Here is a 20996-nt window from a genome sequence, read left to right on the forward strand (position 1 = left end):
GTCACGGCGCTGTGGATAACTGAAAGGTCATCACGGTGCCGCCGGGCGTGCCGGCACTGATGTGGATATCACTGCCGTGTAGTTGCAGCATGCGCTTGACGATAATCAGTCCCAGGCCGCCGCTGTCCGGTGAAGTCCGGCGCAACGCCGAGGCGCGGGTGAACAGGCCCGCGCGCAATTGCGGGTCGATACCCTTGCCGGTGTCGATCACTGCTACCTCGACATCCCCCGCCTGACCCACCAGCCGCACGATGATCCGTGTACCCGGTGGGTTGTGGCGGATGGCGTTGTCCAGCAAGTTGGTCAACACCCGTTCGATCATGCCCAGGTCGGCATTCACCGTGGGCAGTGACTGCGGCATGTCCACTTCCAGCCGCTGCTGGCGCGCCTCGGCCGCCAACTCGAACTTCTGCAACACATCCTGGACCAGGTCGGGCAGGGCGAAGGTCTCTGCCTGTGGATGAACCAGGCCCGACTCCAGCCGCGCCAGCTCGAACAATTCCTGCGCCAGCCGGCCCACCTTGCGGCTCTGCCCAAGGGCCACGTCCAGGTAATGGCGGCGTTCTTCCTGGGTCAGGCTCTCATCTTTGATACGCAATGTTTCCAGGTAGCCATGCAGAGAGGTCAGGGGGGTGCGCAAGTCATGGGAAATGTTCGCCACCAGGTCGCGACGCTGCTGGTCCTGGCGGGTCAATTCCTGCCATTGGTCGGCGATGCGCTGGCCCATCTGCGCGAAAGCGGCGCTTAGCACGCCAATTTCATCACCTTTATCCACAGGCTGGGCCGGCAATGCGGCGGCCTTGTGGCCGTTGGCATCGAATTCACGCACGGTTTGCGTCAGGGCCTTGAGCGGCCGAGTGATCAGGCGGAACGCGATCAAACCCATGACCAGGCTGAGCACTGCCATGATGCACATTATCCACAGGGCCACGCGCAACGTTGAATCGCGCGACAGGGCGGCCGCCAATGCGTCATGGGCTTCACCCTGCAACACCACGTAGACATAGCCGCCATCGTGCCCACCGACCTGCACCGGCGCAGCGCTGAATACCTTATCCACACCCAGGTTTCGCGGGTCCTGGCCCAGCACGGGAAGTGCTGCGCCCTGCAGAAACTTATGCACAGGGCCGAGATCGATGCTCGTGCGCTTGAGATTATTGTCCGGGGCACCGTTACCCACGATCCTGCCGTCCCTGGACAGCAGATACAGCTCCACCGAGGGGTTCACCGCCATCAGCTTGTCGAACAGCTCGTGCACCGCTTCTGGGCGCCAGCCGCTGGCATCCATGAGCTGCGCGGTGCCGGCGATGTGCGCAGCCAGGCCGCTGGACAGGCGCTGCACCACTTCCTGCTCATGCCGCGTGCTGGCGCTGACCTGCAGCCACATGGCCACGCCGCTGCAGGCCAGTAGCAAGGCTGCGAACACCAGCGATAGCCGCTGGCTGAGGGATAGGGCTTTCATGAGGGTGTCTCCGCGGCCGCCGGGGTGGCGGCGAACTTGTAGCCGCGCCCCCATACGGTGAGGATGCGCCTGGGCGCGGCCGGGTCTTCTTCGATCTTGGTGCGCAGGCGGTTGATGTGGGTATTCACGGTGTGTTCGTAGCCGTCATGTTGATAACCCCACACCTCGTTGAGCAGGTCCATGCGCGAAAACACCTGGTCGGGGTGCCGTGCGAAGAAGTACAGCAGGTCGAATTCACGCGGGGTAAGGCCCAATGGCCTGCCGTCCAGGCTTGATTCACGCGCTACCGGGTCGATGGCAAGGCCATGACTTATCAACAGGCCGGACTCCAGCCGCGCGTTGCGCGCCATGGCGTCGGTGCGCCGCAGCAGGGCACGCACCCGGGCCACCAGCTCCATCATCGAGAACGGCTTGGCCAGGTAATCGTCGGCGCCCAGTTCAAGGCCAAGGATGCGGTGCATCTCGCTCGAGCGCGCACTGGTGATGATGATCGGGGTGTAGCGGGCCATGGCACGCGCACGCTTGCAGATCTCCAGGCCATCGATGCCCGGCAGCATCAAGTCCAGCACCAGCGCATCCCACTGGCCTTCCTCAAGCATGCGCACGCCCACATTGCCGTCATCGGCGTGCTCCACCACGTAGCCTTCGTCACGAAGGTGCAGGCGCAGCAAGTCGGCGATGTGTGCGTCGTCCTCGACGATGAGTACGCGTTTAGGCCTTTCCATGCAGTTATCCCCAGGCAGCTGATAGCTCATTGTGGCGAAAAATGGCGGCCGCAGTTATCACATTTAATTTAACTCTGCGTGAGGACTTGGCGACCGGGCAGCTTCAACAATGGCCCCATGAACGCTTATACCCGGAGCCTGCGATGGCCAGCACAGCATCTTTAACCACCCCTGCCAGCCACCCTGGCTGGCTGCGCCTGACCCACTGGCTCAATGCCCTGGCCGTGCTGGTCATGGTCACCAGCGGATGGCGCATCTTCAATGCGGCGCCATTCCTGCCTTTCAGTTTCCCCGCCCAGCTGACCTTGGGCGGCTGGCTGGGTGGCGCCTTGCAGTGGCATTTCGCGGGCATGTGGCTGCTGTTCGTGAATGGTGTCCTGTACCTGATGCTGAACATTGCCAGTGGCAGGTTATTCACACGCTTTTTCCCCCTTTCCCCTCGCGGCGTGCTCCGGGATTTATCCACAGCGTTGCGCGGCAAGCTCGCCCACGATGACCTCAGCCACTACAACCAGGTGCAGCGGCTGGCCTACCTGTTCGCCATTGTCGATATAGCCCTGTTGATAGTTTCCGGGCTGGTGCTGTGGAAATCCGTCCAGTTTGGCCTGCTGCGCGAATTGCTGGGTGGGTACGAAGCCGCGCGGCGTGTGCACTTCATCGCCATGGCGTTGCTGGTGGGCTTCGTGGCGGTGCACCTGGTAATGGTGGCGGTGGTTCCGCGCACCCTGCTGTTGATGATCACCGGCAAAGGGGGCAAACCGTCATGACTGTGCATAAATCCATTCTCGCTGAAGCACGCAAACTGCTCGCCCCGCGCATTCATGATGCCGGGCGCCGGAATTTCCTGTTGCGCGGCCTGACCCTGGGTGGCGTGGCCATGCTCAGTGGCTGCAACCTCAGCGACGACAAGCATGTGGAAACGGCCTTGGCCGGCATCTCGCGCTTCAACGACCGGGTCCAGGGCTGGCTGTTCGACCCCAAGGCGCTGGCGCCAGTGTATGACCCATCAATGATCACCCGGCCGTTTCCGTTCAACGCCTTTTACAGCGAGGACGAAGCCCCCACTGTCGAAGCAGACGCTTACCGCCTCGAGGTCACCGGCCTGGTCGCCGACAAGCGCAGCTGGCGCCTGGATGAGCTGCACGCCATGGCCCAGACCGACCAGATCACCCGGCACATCTGCGTCGAAGGCTGGAGCGCCATCGGCCGCTGGGGCGGCGTGCGGTTCAGCGACTTCCTGCAGCGCGTGGGCGCCGATACCAGCGCCAGGTTCGTGGGGTTCAAGTGCGCGGATGACTACTACACCAGCATCGACATGGCCACCGCACTGCATCCACAGACATTGCTGGCACTGACCTATGACGGGCAGACCCTGCCGCGCCGGTATGGCTTCCCCATGAAGCTGCGCATGCCGACCAAGTTAGGCTACAAAAACCCCAAGCACATCCAGGCCATTTTCGTCACCAACACCTACCCCGGTGGGTATTGGGAGGACCAGGGTTACAACTGGTTCGGCGGCAGTTGAAGGCTTATCCACAGTGCGGCACCCGCCGCGCATCTACCCAACCTGCAAGGAGAAACACCATGAAAACAACATCCTCCGTCGTATTGGCACTGTGCCTGGCCGTTGGCGCTGCTGGCGCCTACGCCGCCGACACCATGAGCAATGGTTCGATGAGCAACGACAGCATGTCCAGCGGCGCCATGACCAAGGACACGATGAAAAAAGACACGACAATGAAGAAAGACGCCATGACCAAGGACAGCATGAAAAAGGATGAAATGAAAAAAGACAGCATGTCCAAGGATGGGATGAGCAAGGATTCCATGAGCAAGGATCAGTGATCTGAAAGCGTGCCGGCACGGTTATCCACACGCGTGCCGGCGCCCTGTCGATGGAGACAGCGATGAAAGCGATATTCCGTAGCGTACTGGCCGCCGCCATCTTGTCCACAGCCGCCTGTGCCCAGGCGGCAGAGTCTGCGGTTGTCATTGATGCACCCAAGCTCGACGAGACCAGCAAAACTGTCCACAGCGAGACTGCCGTATTTGCTGGCGGCTGCTTCTGGGGCGTGCAGGGTGTGTTCGAACATGTGAAAGGGGTGACACAGGCGGTTTCGGGATATGCCGGTGGGCTGGCCCGTACCGCGCATTACGAGGAGGTTGGCTCCGGAGATACCGGGCATGCCGAGTCGGTGCAGGTGACGTATGACCCAACGCAGATCAGCTATGGCCAGCTACTGCAGATCTATTTCTCGGTGGCCCATGACCCGACCCAGCTCAACCGCCAGGGCCCGGACACTGGCACCCAGTACCGTTCGACTATCTTTGTCGCCGATGCCGAACAACGCCAGGTAGCCCAGGCGTATATCGCCCAGCTGGACGCAACCCATGCGTTTGGCAAACCGCTGGCCACCACGGTCGAGAACCTCAACGGCTTCTTCCCCGCCGAGGCCTACCATCAGGATTACCTGGTTCAGAACCCAGGTAGCTTCTACATCATGGTCAATGACCAGCCGAAGATCGCCAATCTGGCCAAGCTGTTCGCCAACCGGTACCGCGAAGACCCTGTATTGGTCAGTCGCTAACTCACTTATCCACCTGTGGATGAAATATCAGCCGCCTTCGGGCGGCTTTTTTGTGTCAATGGGTTTCAAAATCTATCAACAACCCAGAAATAAGCCCTGTGGATAACAGCGCTTCAGCTCTGGTGATAAGCAGGCTTCAAAGCTGGAGACAACTCCTCCTGTGGGTAAGTGGTGATTTCATCCACAGGTTTAAAGCGCTTATCCAACGGGCTCCTGTGCACATGACCACAGGGTTCAATTTCTCTGTACAGTACGCCGTTAAAGGGCTCTAGAGCTTTATCCACAGATTGGCAGGTGCATAAGAATAAACATAAAAACAAAGCTTTAATAAATTTCTTTCTCTTTTTTTATTTTTAGATCCCGTTCCTGCCGCTCATCCCCAGCTGGTTAAATTTTGTGCAAAAGGTTTCTTTAGAGGGGGGTAAGTCCCTATACTGGTGAGCTATCCCAATTACCCATCAATGAACAGGCACGAGGTGCGTGGTGGATTTCCCTTCCCGTTTTGAAGTGATCGTCATCGGCGGCGGCCATGCCGGAACCGAGGCTGCGCTTGCGTCAGCACGCATGGGCGCAAAAACCCTGCTGTTGACACATAACGTGGAAACCCTCGGGCAAATGAGCTGCAACCCCGCTATTGGCGGTATCGGCAAGAGCCATCTGGTCAAAGAGATCGATGCGCTCGGCGGCGCCATGGCGTTGGCCACCGATAAAGGCGGCATTCAGTTCCGCGTGTTGAACAACCGCAAGGGCCCGGCCGTGCGTGCCACCCGGGCACAGGCCGACCGCATCCTGTACAAGGCAGCGGTACGCGAAATCCTGGAAAACCAGCCCAACCTGTGGATATTCCAGCAGTCGTGCGATGACCTGATCGTCGAACAGGACCAGGTACGCGGCGTGGTCACCCAAATGGGTCTGCGCTTCTTTGCCGACTCCGTGGTATTGACCGCCGGTACCTTCCTGGCAGGACTTATCCACATTGGCCTGGAAAATTACTCCGGCGGCCGTGCAGGTGATCCACCCTCCACCGCGCTGGCGCGCCGGCTGCGTGAATTCCCGCTGCGTGTAGGGCGCCTGAAAACCGGTACGCCACCGCGCATCGATGGTCGTTCGGTGGACTTCTCGGTGATGACCGAGCAGCCGGGCGACACGCCGATCCCGGTGATGTCGTTCATGGGTTCCAAGGAACTGCACCCACGCCAGGTCAGTTGCTGGATTACCCACACCAACGCCCGAACCCACGAGATCATTGCCGCCAACCTCGACCGCTCGCCCATGTATTCGGGTGTGATCGAAGGTGTCGGCCCGCGGTACTGCCCGTCCATCGAAGACAAGATCCACCGCTTTGCCGACAAGGAAAGCCATCAGGTGTTCATCGAGCCGGAAGGCCTGACCACCCATGAGCTTTACCCGAACGGCATCTCGACCTCGTTGCCCTTCGACGTGCAGCTGCAGATCGTGCGTTCGATCCGCGGCATGGAAAATGCCCACATCGTTCGCCCGGGCTACGCCATCGAATACGACTACTTCGACCCGCGCGACCTGAAGTACAGCCTGGAGACCAAGGTCATCGCCGGCCTGTTCTTCGCTGGCCAGATCAACGGCACCACCGGTTACGAAGAAGCCGGTGCGCAAGGCCTGCTGGCCGGTACCAACGCGGCGTTGCGCGCCCAGGGCCGTGATGCCTGGTGCCCGCGCCGCGACGAGGCGTACATCGGTGTACTGGTCGACGACCTGATTACCCTGGGTACCCAGGAGCCGTACCGGATGTTCACCTCGCGCGCCGAATACCGGCTGATCCTGCGCGAAGACAACGCCGACCTGCGCCTGACCGAGAAAGGTCGCGAACTGGGCCTGGTCGACGACGCCCGCTGGGCCGCCTTCTGCGCCAAGCGCGAAGCCATCGAGCTGGAAGAACAGCGCCTGAAGAGCACCTGGGTACGCCCAGGTACCGAGCGAGGTGATGCGATTGCCGAAAAATTCGGCACGCCACTGGGCCACGAATACAACCTGATGAGCCTGCTGACCCGTCCGGAAATCGACTACAACGGCCTGATCGAGGTAACCGGCGAAGGCGCCGTGGACCCAACCGTGGCCGAACAGGTCGAGATCAAGGCCAAGTACGCCGGCTACATCGACCGTCAACAGGACGAGATCGCCCGTCTGCGTGCCAGCGAGAACACCAAGCTGCCTGTGGATATCGACTACGCTGCGATTTCCGGCCTGTCCAAGGAAATCCAGGGCAAGCTGGGGATAACTCGCCCCGAAACGCTGGGCCAGGCTTCGCGCATCCCGGGCGTGACCCCGGCGGCGATTTCGCTGTTGATGATTCATTTGAAAAAACGCGGCGCAGGCCGTGAGTTGGAGCAAAGCGCTTGAGTTCTATGGTCACCCCACACCACTCGCAGGAATTGGCCCAAGGGGCACGGGAACTGGGCGTCGAACTGAGCCAGGCCCAGCACGATCAGCTGCTGGCCTACCTGGCCCTGTTGATCAAGTGGAACAAGGCCTACAACCTGACCGCCGTGCGCGACCCGGACGAGATGGTGTCGCGCCACCTGCTGGACAGCCTCAGCGTGATCGCCCACATCGGTGAAGGCGAGCGCTGGCTGGACGTGGGTAGCGGTGGCGGCATGCCTGGCGTGCCGTTGGCCATCCTGTTCCCGGAGAAGAAAATCACCTGCCTGGACAGCAACGGCAAGAAGACCCGGTTCATCACCCAGGTCAAGCTGGAGCTGAAACTGGACAACCTGCAAGTTATCCACAGCCGGGTCGAAGCGTTCCAGCCACCGGTACCGTTCAACGGAATTATTTCGCGCGCATTCAGCAGCCTGGAAGACTTCAGCAACTGGACGCGACACCTGGGCGACACGAATACGCGCTGGTTGGCAATGAAAGGGCTGCATCCTGCCGATGAGCTGGTAGCATTACCGGCAGATTTTCACCTCGAAAGCGCACTGGCCTTGACCGTACCGGGTTGCCAAGGCCAACGTCATCTGCTGATACTGCGCCGCACGGCATGATTGGGAACACACGCAAGAATGGCTAAGGTATTCGCGATAGCGAACCAGAAAGGTGGTGTGGGCAAAACCACCACCTGCATCAACCTCGCAGCATCGCTGGTCGCGACCAAGCGCCGCGTGCTGCTGATCGACCTCGATCCACAGGGCAACGCCACCATGGGTAGCGGTGTGGATAAGCACGGCCTGGAAAACTCGGTCTATGACCTGTTGATCGGCGAGTGCGACCTGAACCAGGCCATGCACTTCTCCGAGCACGGCGGCTACCAGCTGTTGCCGGCCAACCGTGACCTCACCGCGGCCGAAGTGGTGCTGCTGGAAATGCAGATGAAGGAGAGCCGCCTGCGTACTGCGCTGGCGCCTATCCGTGAAAGCTACGACTACATCCTGATCGACTGCCCGCCGTCGCTGTCCATGCTGACCCTGAACGCTCTGGTGGCGTCCGATGGGGTGATCATCCCCATGCAGTGCGAGTACTTCGCCCTGGAAGGCTTGAGCGACCTTGTGGATAACATCAAGCGCATCGCCGAGCTGCTGAACCCGGAACTGAAGATCGAAGGCCTGCTGCGGACCATGTACGACCCGCGCCTGAGCCTGATCAACGATGTGTCCGCGCAACTCAAGGAACACTTCGGCGACCAGCTGTACGACACGGTCATTCCGCGTAACGTCCGCCTGGCAGAGGCGCCGAGCTTCGGCATGCCGGCACTGGCTTACGACAAACAATCGCGTGGTGCTCTGGCCTACCTGGCCCTGGCGGGCGAGATGGTCCGTCGTCAGCGCCGCCAAACTCGCGCTGAAAAAGCTTAAGGAATCCACATGGCCGTGAAGAAACGAGGTCTCGGACGTGGACTGGATGCCCTGCTCAGCGGGCCTACCGTCAGCGCGCTGGAAGAACAGGCCGTCAAGGTCGACCAGAGAGAATTGCAGCACCTGCCCCTGGACGTGATCCAGCGCGGCAAATACCAGCCACGCCGGGACATGGACCCGCAGGCGCTGGAAGAACTCGCCCACTCGATCAAGAACCAGGGCGTGATGCAGCCGATCGTGGTGCGCCCGATCGGCAACAACCGCTTCGAGATCATTGCCGGTGAACGCCGCTGGCGCGCAAGCCAGCAGGCCGGCATGGACACCATCCCGGCCATGGTTCGCGATGTGCCTGACGAGGCGGCCATCGCCATGGCGCTGATCGAGAACATCCAGCGCGAAGACCTCAACCCGGTGGAAGAAGCCATCGCGTTGCAGCGCCTGCAGCAGGAATTCCAGCTGACCCAGCAACAGGTCGCCGATGCGGTGGGCAAGTCGCGGGTCACCGTGGCCAACCTGCTGCGCCTGATCACGCTGCCGGAAGTCATCAAGACCATGCTTTCCCATGGCGACCTCGAGATGGGCCACGCCCGTGCATTGCTCGGTCTGCCGGACGAACAGCAGGTCGAGGGGGCGCGACATGTTGTCGCACGCGGTCTCACCGTGCGCCAAACCGAGGCACTGGTTCGCCAATGGCTCAGCGGCAAGCCTGAGCCGGTCGAAACGAGCAAACCTGATCCGGACATAACCCGCCTTGAGCAGCGCCTGGCAGAGCGTCTGGGCTCTGATGTGCAGATACGCCACGGGCAGAAGGGCAAGGGTCAGCTGGTCATCCGTTACAACTCCCTGGATGAGCTCCAGGGCGTGCTCGCCCACATTCGCTGAAACAATCCTTCTGTAGCGCGCAGTCGGAAATCACTACCGAGCAGTTGAATAGGGGCTGAACCGCCCCTATACTCTGCGCGCATTTTGTCGGCACAAATTATGCCAAGTCACTGATTTTGGCGAGCCGACTCACGAGGAGCAATTGTGATGGAAACCCGCACGCCAAACCGCCTGCCCTTCCATCGCTTGGCGGTATTTCCGGTATTGCTGGCTCAATGTGTCGTGTTTCTGTTGGCAGCCTTGGCGTTGTGGCAGTGGCGCGGGGCAGTCACTGGATATTCAGGCCTCCTTGGGGGACTGATTGCCTGGTTGCCGAATTTGTATTTTGCTCACAAGGCTTTCCGGTTTACCGGGGCCCGAGCTGCGCAAGCCATCGTCCGGTCGTTCTACGCCGGCGAGGCAGGCAAATTGATTTTGACGGCAGTGCTGTTCGCGCTGACGTTTGCAGGAGTGAAGCCATTGGCGCCGTTGGCAGTATTCGGTGTCTTCGTGCTGACCCAACTGGTCAGCTGGTTCGCACCCCTGCTGATGAAAACAAGACTTTCGAGACCTTAGGGCGTTTGAGGCAACCATGGCAGCAGAAACCGCTTCGGGCTATATCCAGCACCACTTGCAGAACTTGACCTTCGGTCAACTACCAGACGGCGGCTGGGGCTTTGCCCACTCCGCAGCACAAGCCAAGGAAATGGGCTTTTGGGCTTTCCACGTCGATACCCTCGGCTGGTCTGTGGCCCTGGGCCTGATTTTCGTCCTGATTTTCCGCATGGCGGCGAAGAAGGCGACTTCCGGCCAACCTGGCGCCCTGCAGAACTTCGTCGAAGTGCTGGTAGAGTTCGTCGACGGCAGCGTCAAGGACAGCTTCCACGGCCGTAGCGCCGTGATCGCTCCCCTGGCCCTGACCATTTTCGCCTGGGTGTTCCTGATGAACGCCATCGACCTGATCCCGGTCGACTGGATTCCTCATCTGGCCGCCGCCGTTACTGGCGATCACGAGATTCCGTTCCGCGCAGTGTCCACCACTGACCCGAACGCCACCCTGGGCATGGCCCTGTCGGTGTTCGCGCTGATCATTTTCTACAGCATCAAGATCAAGGGCATCGGTGGCTTCCTGGGCGAACTGACCCTGCACCCGTTCAGCAGCAAGAACATGCTGGTTCAGATCATTCTGATCCCGGTCAACTTCCTGCTTGAATTCGTCACCTTGATCGCCAAGCCAATCTCTCTGGCCCTGCGACTGTTCGGCAACATGTATGCCGGCGAGCTGGTGTTCATCCTGATCGCAGTGATGTTCGGCAGCGGTCTGCTGTGGCTGAGCGGTCTGGGCGTAGTACTGCAGTGGGCGTGGGCTGTGTTCCACATCCTGATCATCACCCTGCAGGCCTTTATCTTCATGATGCTGACCATCGTCTACCTGTCGATGGCGCACGAAGAGAACCATTAAGACCCGCCTGGCGTGTCTGATGACCCTTCCACCCCGGTGGAAGGGTGCCCTTGGGGGGAGTCTGCCGGGGCTGCTGCAAAAACGGTTTGTTTTACCGCTTTAATCTAAAAAACCTAACCAATACGACGTAAAAGTCGGGAGGAAAGATGGAAACTGTAGTTGGTCTAACCGCTATCGCTGTTGCTCTGCTGATCGGCCTGGGTGCTCTGGGTACTGCTATCGGCTTTGGCCTGCTGGGCGGCAAATTCCTGGAAGGCGCAGCTCGCCAGCCAGAAATGGTCCCAATGCTGCAAGTTAAAATGTTCATCGTTGCCGGTCTGCTCGACGCCGTAACCATGATCGGTGTTGGTATCGCTCTGTTCTTCACCTTCGCGAACCCCTTCGTTGGTCAACTCGCTGGCTAATCTCTCGAACCTTCGAGCTGATTGGTGTGAACAAAGAACGAGCGAGGTGTTGGCGTGAACATTAATGCAACCCTGATTGGCCAGTCCGTTGCGTTCTTCATTTTTGTACTGTTTTGCATGAAGTTCGTGTGGCCTCCGGTCATCGCGGCTTTGCAAGAACGTCAGAAGAAGATCGCGGATGGACTGGACGCTGCACAACGAGCAGCTCGCGACCTGGAGCTGGCCCAAGACAAAGCGGGTCAGCAACTGCGCGATGCTAAAGCTCAGGCAGCCGAAATCATTGAGCAAGCCAAGAAACGCGGCGCTCAGATCGTCGACGAGGCCCGTGAACAGGCCCGTGTCGAAGCTGATCGCGTGAAGGCTCAGGCTCAGGCCGAGATCGAGCAGGAACTGAACGGTGTCAAAGACGCGCTGCGTGCCCAAGTGGGTGCTCTGGCCGTAGGCGGTGCCGAGAAGATCCTGGGCGCCACAATCGATCAAAACGCGCACGCGGAGCTGGTTAACAAACTGGCTGCAGAAATCTAAGCGAGGGCGATCATGGCAGAACTGACCACGTTGGCCCGACCTTACGCTAAGGCAGCCTTCGAGCATGCCCAGGCCCACCAGCAACTGGCCAATTGGTCAGCCATGCTCGGCCTGGCTGCTGCGGTGTCGGAAGACGACACCATGCAGCGCCTGCTCAAGGCCCCGCGACTGACGAGCGCACAAAAGGCCGCCACTTTCATTGAAGTGTGCGGTGAAAAGTTTGATAGCCAGGCACAGAATTTCATTCATGTTGTCGCGGAAAACGACCGTCTCCTGCTGTTGCCGGAGATCGCCGCTCAGTTCGACCTGTACAAGGCCGAGCTCGAGAAATCCGTGGACGTGGAAGTAACCAGTGCTTTTGCATTGAACGACGAACAGCAAGACAAACTCGCCAAGGTTCTCAGTGCACGGCTCGGCCGAGAAGTGCGACTGCACGCCGCGCTAGACGCCTCCCTCATCGGGGGTGTTGTCATTCGCGCTGGCGACCTGGTAATCGATGGTTCAGTGCGTGGCAAACTCGCGCAGCTGGCCGAAGCATTGAAATCTTGAGTTTGAAGGGGCAGCAGAGCAATGCAGCAACTCAATCCTTCCGAAATAAGTGAAATTATCAAGGGCCGCATCGACAAGCTCGATGTGACCTCCCAAGCCCGTAACGAAGGCACTGTCGTCAGCGTATCTGACGGTATCGTGCGGATTCACGGTCTGGCCGACGTCATGTACGGCGAGATGATCGAGTTTCCGGGCGGCGTCTTCGGTATGGCCCTCAACCTGGAGCAGGACTCCGTAGGTGCCGTTATCCTCGGTGCTTACCAGTCCCTGGCCGAAGGCATGAGCGCCAAGTGCACTGGCCGCGTCCTGCAGGTTCCGGTTGGTAAGGAACTGCTGGGTCGCGTAGTCGACGCACTGGGTAACCCTGTTGATGGCAAAGGTCCACTGGGCAACACCGAGACCGACGCGGTCGAGAAAGTTGCACCGGGCGTGATCTGGCGTAAGTCGGTAGACCAGCCTGTACAGACTGGCTACAAGTCGGTTGACGCCATGATCCCTGTCGGCCGTGGCCAGCGTGAGCTGATCATCGGTGACCGCCAGATCGGCAAGACCGCCATGGCGATCGACGCGATCATCAACCAGAAAAACAGCGGCATCTTCTGCGTGTACGTGGCAATCGGTCAGAAACAATCGACCATCGCCAACATCGTGCGCAAGCTGGAAGAGAACGGCGCCCTGGCCAACACCATCGTTGTTGCCGCCAGCGCTTCGGAATCCGCCGCACTGCAATACCTGGCGCCGTACTCCGGCTGCACCATGGGTGAATTCTTCCGTGACCGCGGTGAAGACGCGCTGATCGTTTATGACGATCTGTCGAAGCAAGCAGTGGCTTACCGCCAGATTTCCCTGCTGCTGCGCCGTCCACCAGGCCGTGAAGCCTACCCAGGTGACGTGTTCTATCTCCACTCCCGTCTGCTGGAGCGTGCATCGCGCGTTTCGGAAGAGTACGTTGAGAAGTTCACCAACGGTGCAGTGACTGGCAAGACCGGTTCCCTGACCGCACTGCCGATCATCGAAACCCAGGCTGGCGACGTTTCCGCGTTCGTTCCGACCAACGTGATTTCCATCACCGACGGTCAGATCTTCCTGGAATCGGCCATGTTCAACTCGGGCATCCGCCCTGCAGTGAACGCCGGTGTTTCGGTATCCCGTGTGGGTGGTGCCGCTCAGACCAAGATCATCAAGAAGCTGTCCGGTGGCATCCGTACCGCTCTGGCTCAGTACCGTGAACTGGCTGCATTCGCCCAGTTCGCTTCTGACCTGGACGAAGCCACCCGCAAGCAACTGGAGCACGGTCAGCGCGTTACCGAGCTGATGAAGCAGAAGCAATACGCTCCTATGTCCATCGCGGACATGGCGCTGTCGCTGTACGCCGCTGAGCGTGGTTTCCTGACTGACGTCGAAATCGCCAAGATCGGTAGCTTCGAGCAGGCCCTGATTGCTTACTTCAACCGCGATCACGCCGATTTGATGGCGAAGATCAACGTGAAGGGTGACTTCAATGACGAAATCGACGCTGGCATCAAAGCCGGTATCGAGAAGTTCAAGGCCACCCAAACCTGGTAAGCCGCAGCGGGAGCCGCGAGGCTCCCGCTTGCTAACCTGATAGGTGTTACATGGCAGGCGCAAAAGAGATTCGCAGTAAGATTGCGAGCATCAAAAGCACGCAAAAAATTACCAGCGCCATGGAAAAAGTGGCGGTCAGCAAAATGCGCAAGGCTCAAATGCGCATGGCAGCCAGCCGTCCTTACGCGGAGCATATCCGCCAGGTGATTGGTCATCTGGCCAACGCCAACCCGGAATACCGCCACCCCTTCATGATCGATCGCGAAGTAAAGCGCGTCGGTTATGTGGTAGTGAGCAGTGACCGTGGTCTGTGCGGCGGCTTGAATACCAACCTGTTCAAGGCCCTGGTCAAGGACATGGCGGTAAACCGCGAGCGCGGCGTCGAGATCGATCTGTGCGTGGTTGGCAGCAAGGGTGCGGCGTTTTTCCGCAGCTTTGGCGGCAACGTCGTTGCAGCGATCAGCCACCTGGGCGAAGAGCCATCGATCAATGATCTGATCGGCAGCGTCAAGGTGATGCTGGATGCCTACCTGGATGGCCGTATTGATCGCCTGTCCGTGGTGTCCAACAAGTTCGTGAATACCATGACGCAAAAGCCAACGGTCGAGCAATTGATTCCGTTGGTCGCAACCCCGGATCAAGAGCTCAAGCACCACTGGGACTACCTCTACGAACCCGACGCCAAGGAGCTGCTGGACGGCTTGATGGTTCGCTACGTGGAGTCGCAGGTCTACCAGGCGGTGGTTGAGAACAACGCGGCTGAACAAGCTGCGCGGATGATCGCGATGAAGAACGCCACCGACAACGCCGGCGACCTGATCAGCGAATTGCAGCTGGTCTACAACAAGGCGCGTCAGGCTGCGATCACCCAAGAGATCTCGGAAATCGTCGGCGGCGCTGCCGCGGTTTAACGGTTCAAATATTCAGAGGATCCTGCTATGAGTAGCGGACGTATCGTTCAAATCATCGGCGCCGTCATCGACGTGGAATTTCCACGTGACAGCGTACCGAGCATCTACAGCGCGCTGAATGTTCAAGGCGCGCCAACCACTCTGGAAGTTCAGCAACAGCTGGGCGACGGCGTGGTTCGTACTATTGCAATGGGTTCGACCGAAGGCCTGAAACGCGGCCTGGACGTTGTCGACACCAAGGCGCCAATCTCGGTACCAGTCGGTAAAGCGACCCTGGGCCGTATCATGGACGTCCTGGGCAACCCGATCGACGAAGCTGGCCCGATCGGTGAAGAAGAGCGTCGTGGTATCCACCAACCCGCTCCTTCGTTCGCCGAGCAAGCTGGTGGCAACGATCTGCTGGAAACCGGCATCAAGGTTATCGACCTGGTCTGCCCGTTCGCCAAAGGCGGTAAAGTTGGTCTGTTCGGTGGTGCCGGTGTAGGCAAGACCGTAAACATGATGGAACTGATCCGTAACATCGCGATGGAACACAGCGGTTACTCCGTGTTCGCCGGTGTGGGTGAGCGTACTCGTGAAGGTAACGACTTCTATCACGAGATGAAGGACTCCAACGTTCTGGACAAGGTTGCCCTGGTCTACGGTCAAATGAACGAGCCACCAGGCAACCGTCTGCGCGTAGCGCTGACCGGCCTGACCATGGCCGAGAAATTCCGTGACGAAGGTAACGACGTTCTGCTGTTCGTCGACAACATCTACCGTTACACCCTGGCCGGTACCGAAGTTTCGGCACTGCTGGGTCGTATGCCATCGGCCGTAGGTTACCAGCCGACCCTGGCTGAAGAGATGGGCACTCTGCAAGAGCGCATCACTTCGACCAAGTCCGGTTCGATCACCTCGGTACAAGCTGTATACGTACCTGCGGACGACCTGACTGACCCGTCGCCAGCCACCACGTTCGCCCACTTGGACGCCACCGTCGTACTGTCCCGTGACATCGCCTCCCTGGGTATCTACCCAGCGGTCGATCCACTGGACTCGACTTCGCGCCAGCTGGACCCACTGGTCATCGGCCAGGAACACTACGACACCGCTCGTGGCGTTCAGTACGTGCTGCAGCGTTACAAAGAGCTGAAAGACATCATCGCGATCCTGGGTATGGACGAGCTGTCGGAATCCGACAAGCAACTCGTTACCCGCGCTCGTAAGATTCAGCGCTTCCTGTCGCAGCCGTTCTTCGTGGCTGAAGTCTTCACTGGTGCATCGGGCAAATACGTTTCCCTGAAAGACACCATTGCTGGCTTCAAAGGCATCCTCAACGGTGACTACGACCACCTGCCAGAACAAGCGTTCTACATGGTCGGCGGCATCGAAGAAGCGATCGAGAAAGCCAAGAAACTGTAATCCTGGCGCCCGGCAACGGGCGCTAATCAGGTTGAGGCAAGCAGATGGCTATGACAGTCCATTGCGATATCGTCAGCGCGGAAGGGGAAATCTTCTCCGGTCTGGTCGAGATGGTGATTGCACACGGTGAACTGGGTGACCTGGGCGTTGCCCTGGGCCACGCACCGTTGCTCACCAATCTGAAGCCAGGTCCGATCCGCTTGATCAAGCAGGGTGGAGACGAGGAGGTGTATTACATCTCCGGTGGTTTCCTCGAGGTTCAGCCGAACATGGTGAAGGTCCTGGCCGACACCGTGCAGCGCGCTGCCGACCTGGATGAAGCCTCTGCTCAGGAAGCCGTCAAGGCTGCCCAGAAGGCCCTGAACGAGCAAGGCGCGGACTTCGACTACGGCGCTGCTGCGGCACGCCTGGCCGAGGCCACTGCGCAGCTGCGTACCGTTCAGCAGATCCGCAAGAAGTTCGGCAAATAAGCCGCAACTTTTGAGCGATTGAGAAAAAGGGTAGCCTCGGCTACCCTTTTTCTTTTTCCGCTTTTCATCTCCCGGTCGCATTCGCCGACCAGCCCGGATTGGTAGCCACTCAATGTCTCTCGATATCGTCATTCTCGCCGCAGGCCAGGGCACCCGCATGCGTTCGGCCATTCCCAAGGTCCTGCACCCGGTGGCGGGCAATTCCATGCTCGGCCATGTTATCCACAGCGCCCGGCAGCTTTCGCCCCAAGGCATTCATGTGGTCATCGGCCATGGCGCGGAGCTGGTGCGCGAACGCCTGGCGGCCCCGGACCTGAATTTCGTGCTGCAGGCCCAGCAACTGGGTACCGGCCACGCCGTGGCCCAGGCCGTGCCGAACATCACCGCCGAAACGGTGCTGATTCTCTACGGTGACGTGCCGCTGATCGAAGTCGACACCCTGCAACGCCTGCTGGCGCTGGTGACCCCGGACCAGCTGGGGCTGCTGACCGTGAACCTGGCCGACCCCACCGGCTATGGCCGCATCGTGCGTGATGGCGCCGGCAAGGTCAGCGCCATCGTCGAACACAAGGATGCCACCGACGCACAGCGCGCCATCAAGGAAGGCAACACCGGCATTTTCGCAGTGCCGGGCAAGCGCCTGGCCGAATGGCTGGGGCGGCTGTCCAACAACAATGCCCAGGGCGAGTATTACCTCACCGACGTCATCGCCATGGCAGTGGGCGACGGCCTGGTGGTTGCCACCGAGCAGCCGCTGGACGCCATGGAAGTGCAGGGCGCCAACGACCGTCGCCAGCTGTCGGAGCTGGAGCGCCACTATCAATTGCGTGAAGGCCGCCGCCTGATGGCCCAGGGCGTGACCCTGCGCGACCCGGCGCGTTTCGATGTGCGCGGTGAAGTCACCGTGGGCCGCGACGTGCTGATCGACGTCAACGTCATTCTTGAAGGCAAGGTAGTCATCGAGGACGACGTGGTCATCGGCCCGAACTGCTACATCAAGGACAGCACCCTGCGCAAAGGCGTTACCCTCAAGGCCAACACTCACCTGGACGGTGCAGTGATGGGCGAGGGCAGCGATGCCGGCCCATTCGCACGCTTGCGCCCGGGTACCGTAATGGACCAGGGCGCCCATGTGGGTAACTTCGTCGAACTAAAGAACGCGCACATGGGCGCGGGCGCCAAGGCCGGCCACCTGGCCTACCTGGGCGATGCCGACATCGGCGCGCGCAGCAACATCGGTGCCGGGGTGATCACCTGCAACTATGATGGCGCGAACAAGTGGCGCACAGTCATTGGCGAGGATGCGTTCATTGGCACCAACAACTCGCTGGTGGCGCCTGTGGATATCAAGGCAGGTGCTACGACTGCGGCGGGTTCGACCATTACCCAGGATGTAGCGGAAGCTCAGCTCGCGGTAGGGCGTGCACGCCAGCGTAATATTGATGGCTGGAAGCGGCCGGTGAAGATCAAGAAGTCTTGAGTTATCCACAGCTGGGCTGGGCGTTCGCTTGGTGAGGCGTGGGGGCAGGTACCGTTTGAGCTTTAAACGGCGCCTGCTTCTCACGCTGAGCCTGGATGGTGAGTGAATATTTGGGAATGGGGATAAGCCTGACGCTTGGCCCAAAGGTTGGAGGCTAACGCAGCCGTCAATGCTAGTCATGATTCGGCGCTGTTAAAAATCCGATGCATCCATTAGCGTACTTTTATAAATATATACGCAGCTACAATCCATATACTCCCAAATATTATTATCGCCAGCTTTATTTTCAATAAACGCTTAAAGTGAACAGGGAAGTTGTGGAGGTCAGTAGCATCTAGTTCGCCAATTTTAAGTGACGACTTCGGCCAAACGACGATCTGAGCAATTTTTGCAATTACAAGACCTGTACCTATCAGGCCCTGCTTCTTCAAACTTTCCCCCCATATGTACACGTAGCGACTGTTTTCCAGAGCTTTGAGCATGTCATCCAGATGGCACCGTCTTAGATAATAAGTGTAGGCGATATTCACTATGCCTAAAATCATAGGGCCGCCTGTGAAGGAGATCACGGCCCATCGATTCCAACTGTCAATATTGATCATGGCAACGTAGCTTCATAGAGCTGTTCACCAGCGAACTCGCCGCCAATGCCTCCTAAAGTTGTACCCATCCAGGCCCCTGTTCCTACTATTGCAACAACGCAAGCAACTCCCGCGATGCCTGTGGAAACGCCAAGGGCTATACAAATAGGCCCGCTAGCGGATTTCGCCACTTCGCCGCCTAATACACCGCCCATGGTAGACACACCAAATTTTCCTCCTTCAGTAAACTTGATCTTCCTACATGCCAACCCAGAATCCCCATTACACACCTGCTGAATAGCCAGCAGCGAAGAAATGCCTCCCAGCCCGATCCCGATATACCCTCCTGCAGTCATATATTTAGCAGCACGACTAACCTTATCCACATGAGTCGCATACCCCGGTATCTGCCCCGGCGCACCAGCCTTGTTCCAGTGATGCACCAGGCTCCGGCTGGAAATACCCAACGCCGTCTTCAACTTGGGGTGATCGCCCAAACTTGTCTGGCCCCGCAAGCGGGTGGAATTCAGCAGGTGCGAATCCAGCTTGGCAAGCAGCTGCTTGCGCTCTGACAGGAACTGCGGTGATTTAAGGTTGCCGTGCCGCCGGTAACTTTCCTGATGCAAACGCTCCATGGCCTGGAGTGTGTCCCGCAGGTTGCCCAGGTGCTTTTCCATGATCACCGCGCTCACGCCCAGCCAAGTGGATGTCTCACCAATGAAGCTGGCGATTTCCGCACCGTGCTTGAACTGGAAGTTGGCCTTTTCGGATGTCAGGGGCTCCAGGGCTGAGGTGACCTGGTGCGCAGCCTGCATCAACTGGGCTTCCTGGTAGCTGCAGGTGGTGTTGTTGGGGTCGCTCAGCACTATCATCGAGCCGGCTTTTACCTCGGCAACGTTGGGGTTGAGCGCGCGGAATTTGCTCATCACGGCCGCATTGCGGCTGGGGAAGAGGTCGGCTTCGAGGGCTTCGCGGGTAGTGCTCTGAGGCACAACATAAAAACCTGGCTCCTGAGGTTCCAGCTGGCTGACAGCATTCAGGGGCCGGTAAGCTGGGGACGGGATGGAGGAGGGTGTGCCCGGGCGTTCTGCAATGCTTGAGGAAGCTGGTTCAGCCGGCGGCCTGGACGCCATGGCACGCGTGCTCTCGTTTCGATAGCTTGCCGTGAACACCGAGGGAATCAGCCGCGCCCTGCAGGGGCAGTCGCTGAAACTGTCCAGCGTGCCCGCCACCAGCTTGCCATGGCTATCGATGAAGGACACGCCCCCCACAATCCGGTAGATACCGCCGTTGGCGCCGCAAGACACCCGGTCACCTTCACGGGCATGCAGCAGGCCGAACATGTTCACCCGGTCGTCGCCGTCCAGCACCTCACCGCCGCAGCTGGTCTTGTCACCACGGCCAATAAAATATCCGTCACTCATTGCGTTCCCCTTTTCCTGTGCAGTTGGCCAAGGCGCTACGAATCAGCGTTTGAACGCTGGCAGGAAACCTTCAGGCACAGGCACCCCCTGACGCACGATGATCAGAAATGCGGCTTGGGGGGTGTTGATAATTTCGTCGCCGTTGTCGAGCTGGCTGCCCACCAGCGCGAAATGGCTGTTGCCCTCGCCCGAGGCTGTAACGATCTGCGCGGTAGTGCCGTCGCTGTACACGACGCAATCACCTTTCTGCGCAACGGCTACCTGCACACCGTTTTCCAGTGCGATCTTCATGGCACCGGTGGCGCGTTGAATCACCCCACCTTCACGGCTCTGGCTGCCCTCGGTCGCCACCCGGTAGATAGCCACGGGCGGATGGGCGAGGGCGTAGGCCCGCTGTTCATCGACAACCGCCATGGCCTCTTCGTTGAAACCCGCTAATTGCTCCTCGGTAAAAGGGCTGCTGTCGAGGGTGACAAGATATTCAGCAGAAGCTTCGTTGGTGTACAGGGTCGGCGACGCTGCAGGCATTGGGTGATCCTTTTCCACGATGGTTGGGGCAGCCATGATTGGCAGTCTGCCTACGGTAAGCCCGTGGTCATCGCCCGTAAGTAGGACGTTTCCCAAGTTCGCCCCGCAGCAAGGCAAGCTTTGCGTCGAGCTGTTTCATGGTTTGTGGATAACTCAAGATGAACCGCCCGCCGTCAGGCTGATGCACTGTTCACTTGACGAAAACCGGCCGATAGGTTTTGATTGCTTC

General features: G+C 59.4%; 23 protein-coding genes. 18 read left to right on the top strand and 5 right to left on the bottom strand.

Annotation, left to right across the window (positions count from 1 at the left end; all coding sequences use genetic code 11):
• Window position 1: 1 nt before the first annotated feature.
• Complete coding sequence (locus tag AC0SZ7_RS00645; protein ID WP_475502525.1) at window positions 2-1462, bottom strand: sensor histidine kinase; 1461 nt, start codon at window positions 1460-1462, stop codon at window positions 2-4.
• Window positions 1459-2187 (bottom strand): response regulator transcription factor, encoded by a 729-nt coding sequence (locus AC0SZ7_RS00650; protein WP_475502526.1) that lies wholly within the window; start codon window positions 2185-2187, stop codon window positions 1459-1461. Before AC0SZ7_RS00650 ends, AC0SZ7_RS00645 begins: the two co-directional genes overlap by 4 nt.
• Window positions 2188-2330: 143 nt before the next feature.
• Here AC0SZ7_RS00650 and AC0SZ7_RS00655 point away from each other — a divergent pair, with 143 nt between their 5' ends.
• The 18 genes from AC0SZ7_RS00655 (at window position 2331) to glmU (ending at window position 18234) form a co-directional block, all read left to right on the top strand.
• Window positions 2331-2954 (top strand): cytochrome b/b6 domain-containing protein, encoded by a 624-nt coding sequence (locus tag AC0SZ7_RS00655; RefSeq protein ID WP_475502527.1) that lies wholly within the window; start codon window positions 2331-2333, stop codon window positions 2952-2954.
• On the top strand, window positions 2951-3712 hold the full coding sequence (locus AC0SZ7_RS00660) for a molybdopterin-dependent oxidoreductase (protein ID WP_475502528.1): 762 nt from the start codon (window positions 2951-2953) through the stop codon (window positions 3710-3712). The genes AC0SZ7_RS00655 and AC0SZ7_RS00660 overlap by 4 nt, the downstream gene beginning before the upstream one ends.
• A gap of 59 nt (window positions 3713-3771) precedes the next feature.
• Window positions 3772-4032, top strand: a complete 261-nt coding sequence (locus AC0SZ7_RS00665; RefSeq protein ID WP_475502529.1) for a pentapeptide MXKDX repeat protein — start codon at window positions 3772-3774, stop codon at window positions 4030-4032.
• Window positions 4033-4094: 62 nt separating this feature from the next.
• On the top strand, window positions 4095-4775 hold the full coding sequence (msrA, locus tag AC0SZ7_RS00670; RefSeq protein ID WP_475502530.1) for a peptide-methionine (S)-S-oxide reductase MsrA: 681 nt from the start codon (window positions 4095-4097) through the stop codon (window positions 4773-4775).
• 483 nt (window positions 4776-5258) lie between these two features.
• Window positions 5259-7151, top strand: a complete 1893-nt coding sequence (gene mnmG / locus AC0SZ7_RS00675; protein WP_457359051.1) for a tRNA uridine-5-carboxymethylaminomethyl(34) synthesis enzyme MnmG — start codon at window positions 5259-5261, stop codon at window positions 7149-7151.
• Window positions 7152-7156: 5 nt separating this feature from the next.
• Window positions 7157-7795 (top strand): 16S rRNA (guanine(527)-N(7))-methyltransferase RsmG, encoded by a 639-nt coding sequence (gene rsmG, locus AC0SZ7_RS00680; RefSeq protein ID WP_475502963.1) that lies wholly within the window; start codon window positions 7157-7159, stop codon window positions 7793-7795.
• Window positions 7796-7813: 18 nt separating this feature from the next.
• The gene (locus tag AC0SZ7_RS00685) at window positions 7814-8602 is read left to right on the top strand and encodes a ParA family protein (protein ID WP_416421647.1); all 789 of its coding nucleotides are present in this window, start codon (window positions 7814-7816) and stop codon (window positions 8600-8602) included.
• Between the two features lie 9 nt (window positions 8603-8611).
• Entirely contained in the window at window positions 8612-9484 is an 873-nt protein-coding gene (locus AC0SZ7_RS00690) for a ParB/RepB/Spo0J family partition protein (RefSeq protein ID WP_475502531.1), read from the top strand.
• Between the two features lie 147 nt (window positions 9485-9631).
• Window positions 9632-10039: a F0F1 ATP synthase subunit I gene (locus tag AC0SZ7_RS00695; RefSeq protein WP_027980923.1), complete on the top strand. Its 408-nt coding sequence runs from the start codon at window positions 9632-9634 to the stop codon at window positions 10037-10039.
• A gap of 16 nt (window positions 10040-10055) precedes the next feature.
• Window positions 10056-10925, top strand: a complete 870-nt coding sequence (gene atpB, locus AC0SZ7_RS00700; protein WP_475502532.1) for a F0F1 ATP synthase subunit A — start codon at window positions 10056-10058, stop codon at window positions 10923-10925.
• A gap of 146 nt (window positions 10926-11071) precedes the next feature.
• Window positions 11072-11329, top strand: coding sequence for a F0F1 ATP synthase subunit C (gene atpE, locus AC0SZ7_RS00705; protein WP_002555987.1), 258 nt, complete (start codon window positions 11072-11074; stop codon window positions 11327-11329).
• 54 nt (window positions 11330-11383) lie between these two features.
• Window positions 11384-11854: a F0F1 ATP synthase subunit B gene (locus AC0SZ7_RS00710; RefSeq protein ID WP_008367083.1), complete on the top strand. Its 471-nt coding sequence runs from the start codon at window positions 11384-11386 to the stop codon at window positions 11852-11854.
• Window positions 11855-11866: 12 nt separating this feature from the next.
• Window positions 11867-12403, top strand: coding sequence for a F0F1 ATP synthase subunit delta (locus AC0SZ7_RS00715; protein ID WP_008367082.1), 537 nt, complete (start codon window positions 11867-11869; stop codon window positions 12401-12403).
• Between the two features lie 21 nt (window positions 12404-12424).
• Window positions 12425-13969, top strand: a complete 1545-nt coding sequence (atpA, locus tag AC0SZ7_RS00720) for a F0F1 ATP synthase subunit alpha (protein WP_475502533.1) — start codon at window positions 12425-12427, stop codon at window positions 13967-13969.
• A 50-nt stretch (window positions 13970-14019) separates the two neighbouring features.
• On the top strand, window positions 14020-14880 hold the full coding sequence (gene atpG / locus AC0SZ7_RS00725; RefSeq protein WP_475502534.1) for a F0F1 ATP synthase subunit gamma: 861 nt from the start codon (window positions 14020-14022) through the stop codon (window positions 14878-14880).
• Between the two features lie 27 nt (window positions 14881-14907).
• A complete protein-coding gene (atpD, locus tag AC0SZ7_RS00730; protein ID WP_027980916.1) occupies window positions 14908-16284 on the top strand; it encodes a F0F1 ATP synthase subunit beta in 1377 nt (458 codons plus the stop codon).
• 44 nt (window positions 16285-16328) lie between these two features.
• Entirely contained in the window at window positions 16329-16754 is a 426-nt protein-coding gene (locus tag AC0SZ7_RS00735; protein ID WP_416421642.1) for a F0F1 ATP synthase subunit epsilon, read from the top strand.
• Between the two features lie 112 nt (window positions 16755-16866).
• Window positions 16867-18234, top strand: coding sequence for a bifunctional UDP-N-acetylglucosamine diphosphorylase/glucosamine-1-phosphate N-acetyltransferase GlmU (glmU, locus tag AC0SZ7_RS00740; RefSeq protein ID WP_475502535.1), 1368 nt, complete (start codon window positions 16867-16869; stop codon window positions 18232-18234).
• A gap of 212 nt (window positions 18235-18446) precedes the next feature.
• On the opposite strand, the gene AC0SZ7_RS00745 is transcribed toward glmU, so the two are convergent.
• The 3 genes from AC0SZ7_RS00745 to AC0SZ7_RS00755 are packed head-to-tail and all read right to left on the bottom strand — an operon-like array spanning window position 18447 to window position 20803.
• Window positions 18447-18836, bottom strand: a complete 390-nt coding sequence (locus AC0SZ7_RS00745) for a hypothetical protein (RefSeq protein WP_475502536.1) — start codon at window positions 18834-18836, stop codon at window positions 18447-18449.
• Window positions 18833-20239 (bottom strand): PAAR domain-containing protein, encoded by a 1407-nt coding sequence (locus tag AC0SZ7_RS00750; protein ID WP_475502537.1) that lies wholly within the window; start codon window positions 20237-20239, stop codon window positions 18833-18835. The genes AC0SZ7_RS00745 and AC0SZ7_RS00750 overlap by 4 nt, the downstream gene beginning before the upstream one ends.
• 42 nt (window positions 20240-20281) lie before the next feature.
• The gene (locus tag AC0SZ7_RS00755) at window positions 20282-20803 is read right to left on the bottom strand and encodes a hypothetical protein (protein WP_475502538.1); all 522 of its coding nucleotides are present in this window, start codon (window positions 20801-20803) and stop codon (window positions 20282-20284) included.
• Between the last annotated feature and the right edge of the window lie 193 nt (window positions 20804-20996).

The organism is Pseudomonas sp. JC1203 (assembly GCF_056175065.1).